This is a genomic window from Hyphobacterium sp. (assembly GCF_965229905.1).
Taxonomy (GTDB): domain Bacteria; phylum Pseudomonadota; class Alphaproteobacteria; order Caulobacterales; family Maricaulaceae; genus Hyphobacterium.
In genome coordinates this window covers 454,028-467,445 of sequence record NZ_OZ245930.1, presented here as the reverse complement: position 1 = coordinate 467,445, position 13,418 = coordinate 454,028, and the positions used below count along the sequence as shown (strand labels likewise).

Annotated in this window: 10 protein-coding genes; 2 read left to right on the top strand and 8 right to left on the bottom strand. The window is 52.3% G+C overall.

All coding sequences use genetic code 11. The features are described 5' to 3' along the window. Window positions 1-26: 26 nt before the first annotated feature. Window positions 27-629: an ArsR/SmtB family transcription factor gene (locus tag ACO08C_RS02355; protein ID WP_421787188.1), complete on the bottom strand. Its 603-nt coding sequence runs from the start codon at window positions 627-629 to the stop codon at window positions 27-29. A gap of 330 nt (window positions 630-959) precedes the next feature. Between ACO08C_RS02355 and ACO08C_RS02350 the strand changes: the two genes are divergently transcribed. Next, entirely contained in the window at window positions 960-2,141 is a 1,182-nt protein-coding gene (locus ACO08C_RS02350; RefSeq protein WP_421788637.1) for a tyrosine-type recombinase/integrase, read from the top strand. Between the two features lie 404 nt (window positions 2,142-2,545). Here the strand turns inward: ACO08C_RS02350 and ACO08C_RS02345 are convergent, their stop codons facing one another. The 6 genes from ACO08C_RS02345 to ACO08C_RS02320 form a co-directional block, all read right to left on the bottom strand. Further along, window positions 2,546-3,394, bottom strand: coding sequence for an HNH endonuclease (locus ACO08C_RS02345; protein ID WP_421787186.1), 849 nt, complete (start codon window positions 3,392-3,394; stop codon window positions 2,546-2,548). After that, window positions 3,387-4,949, bottom strand: a complete 1,563-nt coding sequence (locus tag ACO08C_RS02340; protein ID WP_421787184.1) for an AAA family ATPase — start codon at window positions 4,947-4,949, stop codon at window positions 3,387-3,389. Before ACO08C_RS02340 ends, ACO08C_RS02345 begins: the two co-directional genes overlap by 8 nt. Before the next feature lie 157 nt (window positions 4,950-5,106). Then, a complete protein-coding gene (locus ACO08C_RS02335; RefSeq protein WP_421787182.1) occupies window positions 5,107-5,718 on the bottom strand; it encodes a tyrosine-type recombinase/integrase in 612 nt (203 codons plus the stop codon). An 818-nt stretch (window positions 5,719-6,536) separates the two neighbouring features. Continuing rightward, complete coding sequence (locus ACO08C_RS02330; RefSeq protein WP_421787180.1) at window positions 6,537-7,322, bottom strand: hypothetical protein; 786 nt, start codon at window positions 7,320-7,322, stop codon at window positions 6,537-6,539. 119 nt (window positions 7,323-7,441) lie between these two features. Then, the gene (locus ACO08C_RS02325; protein WP_421787179.1) at window positions 7,442-8,143 is read right to left on the bottom strand and encodes a hypothetical protein; all 702 of its coding nucleotides are present in this window, start codon (window positions 8,141-8,143) and stop codon (window positions 7,442-7,444) included. A gap of 84 nt (window positions 8,144-8,227) precedes the next feature. Next, window positions 8,228-8,773 carry a hypothetical protein gene (locus ACO08C_RS02320; RefSeq protein WP_421787177.1) on the bottom strand — a complete coding sequence of 182 codons (546 nt, stop codon included), beginning with the start codon at window positions 8,771-8,773 and terminating at the stop codon, window positions 8,228-8,230. 344 nt (window positions 8,774-9,117) lie between these two features. Here ACO08C_RS02320 and ACO08C_RS02315 point away from each other — a divergent pair, with 344 nt between their 5' ends. Next, complete coding sequence (locus ACO08C_RS02315) at window positions 9,118-12,666, top strand: type IV secretory system conjugative DNA transfer family protein (RefSeq protein ID WP_421787175.1); 3,549 nt, start codon at window positions 9,118-9,120, stop codon at window positions 12,664-12,666. Here the strand turns inward: ACO08C_RS02315 and ACO08C_RS02310 are convergent. Next, window positions 12,663-13,181, bottom strand: coding sequence for a hypothetical protein (locus ACO08C_RS02310; RefSeq protein WP_421787173.1), 519 nt, complete (start codon window positions 13,179-13,181; stop codon window positions 12,663-12,665). The two genes, ACO08C_RS02315 and ACO08C_RS02310, sit on opposite strands and share 4 nt — an antisense overlap. Window positions 13,182-13,418 lie beyond the last annotated feature (237 nt).

The window sequence follows — 13,418 nt, the reverse complement described above, 5'->3', positions numbered from 1 at the left end:
GATCAACGCCAGGGACAGGGCAATTTTCATCGCAGTGTTCCTTCCTTGCTTTTGGGATTGGTGTCGTCGGAAACGGGGGCCATCGCCCAGCTCAGCGCAATCGGCGAGCCATTCCGGTTGTCGGATTGCGCCAGCAATTCGTGAATGGCGGTCAGATGGCCGTTGATTTTTTCCAGCGTTGTCGCATCGGGGCGTCCGATCAGCCGGAAAAACCCGTGATTTCGGTCTGCCCCGTCGTGCACGGGACGATGGGCGAACCCTTCGGAGAAGTCGCGGTCGGCCTGGCGCAGGGCGGCACCGGCACATCTCACCACGCCCTGGCGCAGATGCCGCTGGCTTAACGCGCTCGACATCCGCATGCGCGGCGCCGGCGTGGCGTAAAGGAATTGCGGCTTGCGTGCGCCGGGCAAAAGCCGCCGGTCAGTGGCGCGGACCAGCCCGACCGCTTCAAGCTTGTGAATGTGGTGATAGACGGCGGTCTGTTTCATGCCGATGACGCGGGCGAGATCGTCAACCGACATCGGCCCGTCGGCCGCCAGCCGGTCGACAATGGTCATTCTCGGGGCGGAAGCGAGGCACTGGATCTGCTCGGGATCGAGGATCCAGTAGCTGTCTCCGGTGGGCGTCATGATCGTCATGCCTCTTCTTTAATTCGAAATAGCACAACATATTAAATTAAAAACCTGTCAGCCCTTGAAATTATCGCTTTTCCCGGCGGGCGATGACGCAAACACTTCCCCTCAAGGCCGGAGCGGGTAAGAACGTAGGCGATGCGGACGTGGCGGAACTGGTATACGCAACAGACTTAAAATCTATAGCGTCTATTTTCGCAATCTCATAAAATATAATAATAACAGTATATTAAGGGTAAATTTCTTATCGGAAATGCCCACAGAATGCTTACGCATGTCTTACACATTTTCTTGCGATTTTCGGAAATGTGTTCTACCGTTGTTCTCATGGCAGAACATCACACGCTCTATGGAGGAAAGCTCCACGTCTACAAGCGGCCCAATAGCCGCTTCTGGCAGTGTTCGGCCTATCTCAAAGGCAAGAACCGCCGGGTCAGCTCAAAAGAAGAGAGCCTTCAGCTGGCCAAGGAATTTGCCGAGGATTGGTATCTAGACCTGCGTGGCCGGGCGCGTGATGGAAATCTGAAAAACGAGAAGACCTTCAAACAGGCTGCTGAGCAGTTCCGGCGTGAGTTTGAGGTGATCACCGAAGGGCAAAGATCACCCCGCTACGTTGAAGGCATCATGAAGAAGCTGGATAACTACTTGATCCCCTTCTTCGGTGACAAAGGGCTTTCGGAAATCACACCGGGATTGGTTCAGGAATATCGCATTCACAGACAATCGTATGCGGTGCCGAGAAAGAACTATGCGGCCCCGGAAGGCCACAAGCCAAATCCGAACACCATCCATCAAGAAATGGTTGCGCTTAGGCAGACACTAAAAACTGCCGTGCGTCATGGATGGCTGGACCGGCTTCCCGATCTTTCAACGCCGTATCGGGCGAACTCTAAGATCACGCGGCGCGCGTGGTTTTCGCCCGAAGAGTACAGGCAGCTGTACGAGGCTACGCGGAGGCGCGCGAAGGCGGCGACCCGCGCAAATCACCGAATTTGGGCCGAACAGCTTCACGACTACGTTTTGCTGATGGCAAATACCGGGCTTCGCCCGGACGAAGTGAAGCGGCTCCAATATCGTGATGTTGAAATCGTTGAAGACGAGGCGACGGACGAAGTCATTCTCTTGATCTCCGTGCGAGGAAAACGAGGGGTTGGCTATTGCAAGAGCATGCCGGGGGCGGTGCGCCCCTTTGAGCGCATGGTTGAGCGTAATCACCCCGAGCCGTCAGACCTTCTCTTCCCTATCGATCATGCAAAGGCGCTTGATCGTGTGTTGCGGGAAGAAGATCTGAAATTCGACCGGGAAGGCCAGCGCCGAACGGCTTATTCTCTGCGCCATACCTATATCTGTATGCGCCTCACGGAGGGTGCAGACATCTACCAGGTCGCCAAAAACTGCCGGACCAGCGTCGAGATGATTCAAAAATACTATGCTGCGCATATCGCTGACAGCATCGATGCGGCGGCGGTAAATGTCAGAAAACCAAGAAAAAAGCCTCAAAATCAGTAATTTGAGAAGTTTTCTCTTTAAATCCAATTCGCTTTCCCTGTATATCAATCACGGAAGGTACGACTCTATTCTGTGCGGACGTGGCGGAATTGGTAGACGCGCCGGACTTAATCAATTTGAGTGCGCCGGGGGAAACCCCGGACGTAGAACCGCTCAAATTCGGGGAAAGCTACAGGGCTCATGCTCCATGCCGATCCCGAGCCAAGCCTCCTTGTGGAGGAAGGTGTAGAGACTAGACGGGCGGCGTCTAACCCTTGGGTAACCGAGGCATGATGAAGGGATAGTCCAGACCCCAAACACCCGGCGTTTCGGGTGGCGGCGAAAGTCGTAGCAGGTAAGAAAATCCGTTGGCCGTAAGGCCGTGGGGGTTCAAGTCCCCCCGTCCGCACCAATTATTTTGGTACTCAACCTACCTCTCGTAGCCCACCTTCGCAGAACCAATCGCTGGCAAGCCACGCAGCATAACATGCTGATCGCCAACTGTTGGCGTCATTATCCACTTGGGATTGGTACTCTTCGTCAATGTAGGCACGCACCTCAGGCGCGCCTCCAATGTCGAGAAGTTTGGCTAGTCGTTTCTGTCTGCCAGAAAACTCGTCCGCCGCTTGGCTCGAATAGAGTTCAGCAAGCCGAAGCGTTCTAAATTGAAAAGCAATTCTCGCAGCAAGAACCGCGTCGCAGCCTGCCGGAGCGACCGTGTAAAATCGAACCGCTACAGGTGATCCTTCAATGACCTCTGCTTGCAACCAAGGGAACATCGAAACATCATCAAAGTAGGGATGCAGATAAGTCTCCTCCGCAGTCCCTGCGCCACCAGCCAACTTGTCTTTGTTGCAGTCAGTACAGGAGGGGACGAGATTTATTGGTGTTACCGTAAGGGCTGAATGCTTTTGCTTCGGCAGATAGTGATCGAGCGTATTAACCGAGCGCTGATTGCAGTAGGGGCATCGACGATTAGGGCTGCTTCCCCGCAGTTTATGATAGACCATTCGTCCAGGTGCGGAGCTACCAACCATGCGGTTTTCATAGACCTTTACCATCTCCTCACGCGACACGACGTCGCCGAGCAAATCCGTTTCAGGCACGGCGTGGAGTTGCCGCGCAATTCCGGCAGCGTCATAATCGGCCGCAGCTTGAACGATAATCGGTCGAATGGATTCGAGATCAGCTTTGGTAGCTGCCGAGCGAACCTTGCTAATACAGAGGTCGAAAACTAGTCCGGCGTCATCATCGGGCTTCGGAAGGCTAAACATCTTGCTCGCCTCCATTCTCTTGATTCAGCACGAGGCCACGAGCGACCGCTTTTGCCTCACCACCAAGCTGATTGTTGAAGTGGTTTAGTACAGCGTCATAGCTCCCATAGGTTCTCACGGCTTCAGCTAGCAGTCGGTGGAAGCCGGCGTGCGTCACTTCAAGCTGGAAGACCTCACGCGTAAGAATCCCGACATTCTCACCAAACGTTTCGACAGTCGGACGGTCAACCGTGAGCAAAGGCCCGTTTCTGTCGATCAGCCAGGCACAAGACTTCGGAACCTCCTGCAAGATTACCGGAGAATGAGTGGCAATGATCGCCGCACCATTTCTATCCGTAAGAAGATCCGATAATGCCCGCACAAACGCGGAAAGCAGCGGTGGGTGAAGATGCGCTTCCGGCTCATCAATTAGGACCAGCGACCGCTCCTCTACTGTCTCGACAAGTCTCGTGAGCGTAAGCAGCACGATTTTGTGCCCCGAGCTTAGCATCCTGTAAGTGTATTGGGCCAACTCCTGCGCTGCTTCAGGGCCATCCTCGTCAGTAGTCCGGGCAAGAGACGCTAGCTCTGCTTGCTTAAATATCGGGTCGGATTCGAGAATTTCGAGCGCGCGTTCCCAGCGAGCGCGCCGCGCGCCTTGCAGGCAAAGTCGAACGCTCTTCGCGAAATCGCCGCCCAGCTGCTCAGGCGATTTTGGCGGCTTCTTTGGCTCTGTTTTGCTTTTCGTTCGGTGCTTCAGGCCAACATATGCATAACGAAAACCCTTGGTTTTATCTTGCGGTTCGGGAAGTGGGTCAAAAGGGTCAAACGCGCTGAACGTCACCGAAACTAGGTTTGAAAATCCAAGGTCGCCATCGTTAAAAATCGTGTCTTCAAATGTGAGCTCGCCTAGAGGCTCGTTATCCGCCTCAGGGATTCGAGTGATCGTTCTCGAAAGATCTTGAAGAATATGTGTCTTCCCAACGCCGTTCCTCCCAATCAAAACATGAATATTGGTGGGTGGTTGTGAATTTGGCTCAACGACGAAAGTAAGTTCAGGTGGTTCTTGGTTGTAACGCTTCTTTGGCTTGAATCCGAAGGCGTAGCGATCCAATCGGTTCCCGCCCCCAGCTATTCGTCGGTATTGCCCTTTTGCGGCAGCCTCACTCACAGAACGTAGAAGCGATTCTCGTGTGACTTCTTCTTCCATCGCGGCGGCGAACAATGCAGCGTCCGCTGCAATATCTCGCAATGCCGCCAGGACAAGCGTGCGTTGCGCATCACCGAGATTCTTGATGGCTTCGTAGTACGAGTCATCTTGACCTAATGAGAAAAAATTCTCGTTTAGCCGGTCAAATTCCACTGGAATGTCAGGCCGCGCTTGGTCCTCTCGCCAGCCAAACTGACCGATCTTGACCGCACCCGCATCGATCTTGTCTCCGTCAGCACTGTAGATGATGAGCCAGTATTGAGTTTGGTATTTGAACCAATCATTCCAGTTGTCAGTTATCAAATAGGCTTGGTTAGCGGCACCCTCGGGAATATTTGCGCGGCTATCAATGACATAGAATCTCATTTGCTCAGCTTAGAGCATATGGATATTGCGATGCAATTTTAGCGTAAGTAGTTGGTTGCTTGCGCTACTTGGGCATCCGGGCGGGCTCTATGGCCTTCGGCCACCAAGCCCCGAATTCGGGTCTTGGCCCATGCGGGTGACGATCCCTGATGCAAAGTTAAGCCGCCCACATTCTCTCTGCCATGTGGCGGTCTTCGGGAGCGGCCATATCGAGATAGATTTCGGTGGTCGCCAGACTCTCATGGCCCAGCCATTTCTTGATGCGGGTTTCAGGAACCTGATTGACCGCCGCGTGGACGCCGTAGCCGTGACGAAGCCCCTTGGCGCAGGCTTTCTCTCCATGCAACCCGGCGGCTTGCATCACGGCTTTCATACGCGCCCAGCCGGTTGTCCTACTGAACGTCCATAGACGCTCATCCCGGCGTGCTGCCTCACCCCTCAGATCGTGAATGCTCGCCAGCCGCTCCATAAAGTCATCGGGGACCGGAACCGGGCGGTAATGCCTCCCTTTCATCTCACCGCGTTTTTTTAGGGACCGGATCACAACCACACGCTCGGCCACGTCGATATTGAGCGCGGTCAATGCCAGCGCCTCGGACGGCCTGCACCCTGTCCAGAAGATCATCTCGCAAAAGCTGCGGTCCTTAGGATTGTCCAGCACACCCAGACAGCTATAGAACGTCTGGCGCTCCGCCGAGGTCAGGTACTTCCGCTCACCGACATCGGTGAATAGCGTCATACCCCTGTAGGCGCTTGAATCGCGTGGCATATCGGGCACTCCTTTCCTGCAAGTCGGCTGAACAGAATGTATGAATCTGTTTCACCGTCTCACACTCCCTGATTCCACGCCGGATTCCGGCCTCTCAATCGCGCTCACACTGGCTTTGCGCGCCGCTCACGTTAAGAGAAAATATAATAACGTCAATATAATAAACAAAATCATACATTCTGTTCAAGAGAATTAGCGGCTTTTGGACTTTTCAATAGCAAATATAGAAATCTTGCAAATTCGCAATATTCTTGCTATAAATCACCTATATTTAACGCATTTTTATTGGCTGATATGGGAGCGTTTGCGAGATTAAGAGATGGTTTTACCGGAGCGGTAGCGGCGACAGCGCTTTTCGCAGCTCCGGCTTGTGCAAACGACACCGCATCTTCCACAGCAGAGAATGGCCTTGAACCCCGTACTGAAGCGTTTTGTGGGGAGCTAAGAGAAACTGACGGTGGTCGCATTTTGAATGCTGGAACAACCGCACATACTTACTCTCAGGAGAACCTCGGCAATGTTGGCATTTCTATTTTCGCGGGCCGGGACTTAGGCGATCATTCACCCGAGTATCTTGGTGCTTTGCTTGTAAACGAATTAAGGTCTCGCGGTGTGCAGGCAGAGTGCTTCGTCCATAACGAGCGCGTACAGAACGGGACAGGAATTCGCTTCCATGTTGCCGGTCTCTCAATGTCTGAGGACTCCCTTGGGATCACGGCGTCGTTCGATGAAGAGATGCTTGATGGTGTCGAGGCCGAAGCCAAGACTGCCGGAAGGCTCTTGGTAGCGGAAGCCCAACAGGGACCCGCAACTAATCGTTAGCCAAGGCTCGTTCCAGACAGAAAGCTTGCTCCAGCAGAATCTATCGCGTTGTTCTGCTCTGCATCAGTGGAAGCGCTAGAGAACTCATTTTCGGATTCTTGATCCGATCCCGAACCACGACGGTCAGCCTCAAACCGAGCATCAGCGCTCATTTCATCCGCAGCAAGTTCACCGGAAAGCCCACGTTCAGCCTCTAAGTCACGCTCCGCCGCAGCAGCGCGGTGAGCCTCTAGCCAGTCTTGCGCCCATTCGTGACCTTCGAGGTCATCTGGCTGGATCCGACCTTCATCTATCCCCTCCTGAATCGCTGCCGCAATCGCACGGCGGCGTTCTTCGACATCTTCAATTCCCATGATGCGTTGGTATTCGTCGTCTTCGATCAATCCGTCTTCACGAAGGTCTGCAAAAAGGTTATCGGCAAAGTGCTCGCCGTATCGAGCGGACAGGTCGGCCTCCATATTCGATAGCGTCGATAGCAAGATTGCCCGGTCAGTTTGCTCTTTGCGGTCTTTGCGGCGCTCTTCCTCGATGCGAAGCTCTGTCTGGCGGGCCGCGCCGGCACCCGTGGCCACACGGCCAACCTCTTGGGCGATGTCGCCGCGTCCAAAGTTTTCATCCAACTCGCGCTCACGCTCCAATCGCTTCTGGAACGCTAGTTGTTCCGGCGTGGGATTATTTGGATCGCTGCCGTCTGGAAGCGCGCTCAATTGTGCCCTCTCGGCAAGGCCAATGCCTTCCCAAGCGGTATCACGCTGCATATTGGAGAGTTGCCCCCGTTCCATATCCTCACACCCTGTTTTTGTGTCTCGAAGTCTTTGCTTCGATTAGTGCTTTTATGATACAAGGATATGTTTGCTAACCCCTTAAATATACTAACAATTTTAGTAAAATTTGATCTATTTTAATCCGCGTCCGGCAGTGCTTTCCATGCCTTCAATGTCCACTCGTAAAGGGCGGCAGGAACCGTTTTTGGTTTGCGGTTGATCCAGCCCGTGATCATGGCGCTTGTCAGGGCATCGGGGACCTTACCCCGGTAAAAATATTTGAGCAGTTCGCCCTGTGAAATTCCTGTTCGTTCTCGTTCCTTTTCCAACGCCAGACGGTCTTCTTCGGTAAATTCCCGCCGATCTTCAAAGCGCAAACGGCCTTGATAACGGCAAGGTTCGGAAAATCTGGCGTCCGGCAGAGATTCAAGGGTCTTCAAAACGGCATCCATGTGATCTTGACGGGCGCTGCGCACATGGCCGTTGACCCATTGAGAAATGGCGTAGCCATTTAACCCGTCGGGCAAGGGGTCGATGAGAGAGATCAAAGCGCGCCAAGCGACGCCCGTCCGCGCCGAGTGCCCCTTGATTGCGGCAATGTGCTCTCGCGTGATTTTGACGCGCGGCGTTACCGAACGCCAGAGATTCAACGCGTATTCAAGATGGATTTCGCTGGCGCGGTGCGTGGTACCACGCAGCCAGCCGTCAATCGCCGATGCGGTCAATCCTTTCGGAATGTCAGCTCTGCCGCGCAGCAAAGCCTGCGGTCCAAGCCCGGTTTCACGCTTCAAGCGCTCCAGCTCGCCAATAACGTCATCTGTCAGTGTAATCCTCGCCATAAGGAAGCATGGCTAAATTAGTCTCACCGGGTCAAAGCCAGCGCCCCGAATTCCGCATTATTGCTGTGGGTAGGTTTATATTGATCAGGCCGTTCCGAGCGGCTCAAACTTGTCGAGTTCCCTGCGGGCAGCCGTTTCACCAAATCGCTCTCGAAAACTATGAGCCCGGTCGATCATATCTGCCCCATGATCCAAAGTCTCGATCATCTGAGTGAACAGTATTCGATCAGCCATGGATTGGAAAACGAACTGGGATTCGAGACCATTCGTTTCGACCTTATATTCTACGCCTAGCTGGCTTAGGACGCCGCCTGCCAACTCGGTCCAATACCCCTGAATGATCGGGCAAATGAACTCTTGGGTATGCCCATGAACACCTGTAGATCCTGCTGATTCAGCCTCCGCTGTCACGTTGAGCGCAAAGGCTTGCCAATGGCTTTCTTCGGGGAAACCGAAATCGTAGCCATCCTCAATTTCGTGATGGACCAGCGTTATCCCTGCGTCACCCGCCATTGCCAAGGTTGAAGCTAGCCAAGCTTTTCGCTCGGCTTCGCTTTCGCCACTTTCAAAAGTATGACGCCAAGTATGATTAAACATAGAATCTAAAAAACTTTCGAATAACTTCTTCATAAATCCCCAATTCAAATTGTTATGTAAATATAATAATGTATAGAAGCAAAAATTACAAGAAAAATATAAATGTATTTATTGAAGCTCTAGCGAAGTGTCAGGGAGTCCATTTTTTGCTAAGGACAGCCTTACGTTTCGGTGCGTTTCGCCGAGTTGCCACGGGTGCCCAATGAGCAACGCCGCTTCTGAGCACGCCGATCATTCACTGAATAAAAAAACGGTGGGCGGCAACTCCGAAAAACCAAAACCCGCAAATGGCAGAAAATCCCGCAGGGATTGCAAACCACCAAAATTGAAGGTCAAGTGGTCGCCGATAGGTTTATGTTTGGTGCAAAAAAATGGTCATGAACCATCCCGATAATTTGGGGTCTGCTGAATGGGCAGATATAGATGATATCGCTGAGCGGTATCCCTATAATCCCGAAACAGATATTTGGCTCGGGCGCCATCCCTTCAATTTTGACCAATCGATCGGCTATATTGATGATCGCCACGTGTTCCTTTGCGCTGGTAGCGGCGGCGGTAAAGGCCGCGCTATGGTCATCAACAACCTCCTCAATTGGCGCGGATCAATCGTCTCCATCGATCCTAAGGGCGAGAATGCATCCGTTTGCGCGGCGCGGCGAGCGGATGGTGACGAATATTGTACTGGCCTCGGTCAAAAAACTTACGTCTTAGACCCCTACAATCTTGCTCAGGTCCCAGAGGAACTGCGCGCATCGTGCAATCTCATGGACGCCATCGACACGTCGGGCGGCTCTGTGCTCAGTCAGGCCGAAATACTCGCTGAAGGAATGCGCATTGAGCAAAAAGGCGGTGAAAGTGAAAGCTGGTCAAAAGAAGGAGCGCAAATCACCGCGCTTGTCATCGCTCATGTAAAAACAATGCCGGAATTAGCGGATCATTCCCGCGATCTAGTAATGGTTCGGGACCTCCTCATACGCGGCGTGATAACCCAAGACGACCGTGAAAACAGCGAATTCAATCAGAAAGAACGAAAACTCGCGGAAGCCGAAAATCGGCAACCAAACCTTCGACCAGTCAACGATCCCTACGAGACCTTATTTCGGTTGATGCTTGATAATCCCGCGCAGAATGGAGCCATTCAAAAGCGGGCCAGAGGATTGCTCAACTTGATGCGCTCTAACGTAAGACAATGGGGCTCGTTGATCCAAAACGCGCGAATGGAAACCAACTTCATTGATGAGTTGGAGATGGAAGAGCAGCTTATCTCTTCGAGCAATAAGCGCTCTTTCAATATCGCGGATCTAAAAGATAGCGAAGAAGGAATCAGCATCTTCTTGTGTTTGCCGGATGACGCGCGGCACCCAGCCGTTCGATGGCAGAAGGCACTACTGGCAATGATCGTTGGCTACATGAAAAAACGCCAGGGCATGCCGCGAACCAATCGCCAAGTGCTGATGGTAATCGATGAATTCGCCTCGATGGGCAAAATGGACGATGTTATTCATGGCATGACATCGGTTCGCGGAGCCGGGATAAAGCTTTTTGTAATCGTGACCTCATCAGTTCGAATGAAGGCGATCTATGAGGAAGAATGGATGGAGTTGCTCGCCGGCTCCAGCATTCAAATGTGGTTCCAGATTGATGACCCAAAAACCGGCAAGATAATCGAAGAGATAGTTGGTGATGCCCATGTCACCCTTAATGCACGTTCGCAAAGTCGGGCGGAACAAGAGGGGTGGAGCGAAAGCGAGGCAGAAGGCGAAACTAAGGGTGAAAGCGAGAGTGAAGCGCGCGGAGAAAGCGATACAACAAGCGAAAGCCAATCACACGGGAAATCCCAAACTCATAACATGTCTGTGTCGACCTCGGATGCCACATCATGGACCAGATCCAAAAGCACCAGTCAGGCCGATACAGTCGGGTCCGGCAGTTCAAAAACACACGGTAGTGGAACGTCGAGCACCCACGGTTATTCGAAATCCTGGCAGCTATCGGACTCTTCCGGTGTCAGCGAAAATAGCAGCGCTACCGAAGGAAGCAGTACAGGCCAAACCTCGGTCGCAGGCTTGTTCGGCCCCTATGTCCAATCCACGAATTCAGGTCTCAATTCATCGAAAACGAAAGGGTTTGGCACCAATAAGTCTACCTCGACGAGTCAAGGTGGCTCATCTAATCAGTCCAGCACAACATCTACGAATGTGTCTGGAACGATTTCAACAAACAGGTCGAGCACAAAAACCGTTGGAAGCACTGAAGGTGTCGGTGGTTCGCACACAAAAACAAAAACTGAGGGTAGCTCTGTCGGGGAAACGCAGACTGAAACGATAGGTACGTCATCTACGCTTTCGAAAACCTATACAAAAACGCGAAATATTTCTTCAACCACTACGAAAACGTCTGGACGAAGCGGAAGCGTTACAAACACTGAAGGTCTAACCGAAAGCTTTCATAAACGACCACTGATCACCTACACAGAAATGAATATTTACCTGTCACGGGTCGATATTCGTGATCACCCAGCCTATCCGGGACTAGCGCTTGTGCGGATTAGCGGTGAGCATCCGTTTCTCACGCGCCGCTGTTATTATGATCAAGATCCGGCATTTGAAGGCTTGTTTACGCCCCACTATGCCCATGCCGAAAGCTTCATGCCATTCTCTCAACAACGCTTGGTCGGTGGCCAATACACCTCCGAACATTTTGTAGCCTTGCGTTTGCCAGCAATCGCAATGGAGTCCGGCATAAAACTGGATGTCGAACTTCACCTGTTGAGCGATGATTGGTTCGAAAAGGGGGAGAAGCTCTTTACATGGCGCGGCCCAACTTCAGAAAGTAATCATGAATTTTTCAATGAGTTAGACGGGCTTATCCCGTTCAAAATGGACGCGCTGAACAAGGGTGATGATGGCCCACTTCAAGAGGAATATATCTCTCCCTACTCGATGCTCCCTTCCGCAAAATCGTTTTCTAAGCCCGTAACCGCTCCAGTGCCTGGCAAAGTTATTGACTATGCGCTTCAGCCTGCATTTGAGGAAAAGGGAGATATTGCGCTCATTCGAACCGAGACGATCCTCGATGAGGAACAAAGAGCAGCTCTTCAGAAACGGTTCTTTTCTGGTTTCCTTTTGTTTCTCAAAAAGCTTGCCAGATTTGATGAACGATATGCAAAGCTAATCTCGGAATTAAACGAGGAATACGTCCGCGATTGGCAGTCCTATCAAGATGGTTTGCGAGAACAGGCTGAAAAAGAAAGGCGTGCGCGTGAGGCGGAAGAGAAGCGAGCGCGCGAACAAGAGTATTCTCGTGCACTAGCCGAACGCAAACACAAGATAGCCAGACTCTATGGAGTATTGTTTCTGATTATTGGGATTTTGCTGCCCAGCGCAGGAATTATGAAAGCTGGCATTGAGGTCAGGCTTGACCCTGAACCCTTCACGGCAACCCCCGTCTTTGAGACACAAGGCTTCAACAGCACTGAAGATGGCTCAATGCAGCTTTATCGTCATGTGTTTCCTAACGTGCATGGGGCTGAACCGCTAGAATGGTTAGGCGGCTGCAGAAACCGCGTTGTTGTCCGCCAGCACATATTCGGCGATGGATACGATTATCGTTGCGACCTCGTTACGGGCCATCGCCTGAGCAGGGGCGCGTTTGCCACCAATCTTGTCCTGTTCTGGTTCGTATCCGGAATGCTGTTGTTCCTGATTGTTGCGTTTGTTGTTTCCAAATTCGCCCGACGATCGGCCGATTTCGAAGAACTTGCTGACAAAGGGGCTCAAAGAGCGCTTATTGCTAAAGGAATAACTTGGACGCTGAACAAGACGAGAGTCTACTGGTACATTAGCTTGGCGTTTTTTGTTTTTCTTTGTCTGGCAATTTACGCGTACCATGTAGAGTCATTGCAGGGATATACGCTCGCGAACTAGCGCCCACGCTCGTAAGTTTGACCGTCATTGTTTTGCGATCGGTCTAGCGCCCTTTCACGCTCATAGGCATCGCCTTTGGTTCTTTCTAATGCCTTAGAAATGTACTCATCGCTTATGCCGCGCCGACTTTTTTTATCGTCCGTTGCCATACGTTGCTGATGCGCCTCTCTGTCAACGCTGCGGCTATTTTCAGGCGGCGACAGATTGTTTCGAGGCGCATCGTCTTTGATCATTTGCGATCCGTCTGCTTGGCCGCGTTTCTCATTTGCCTTAGCGTTTACAGCATTCTCAAAATCAGGTTTGGATGATCGTCCAGGCAGGAATTCGGGGCCAGGTCTCTCGTAGGCTCGTTCGCCAGCACTGCGATCACTCTTGCGTTCTTGAGTTTCAGCCAACGGCATATTTTCGCGCTTGTTCTCTGGCTCGACGGCATCTTTCATCCGTTCTGACAGAGCCCCAAAGCGCTCATTAAACTCTTCTAGACCTTCGCGTCGGCTTTTCTCTTCTGCTGACATTACGGTTCAACCTTCGGGCATACCGAGTAGCGTTGCCCTGAGCGGATAGCACAATTTGAGGTGCTTTGCTTGGATTGTTTGCCCGCATTGCGGTCCCATTTCAAAAAGTCTGCCAGTTTCGACCGTGTTCCCCTATCGGCGTATCAATGCTCTGCCCGCTCCAAGTGTCCGGGTTGAGCATGACACGACACGTCCGCTTCTGGCGGTCCGTCTTTTTGAGGAACGCAATTAAGCGAG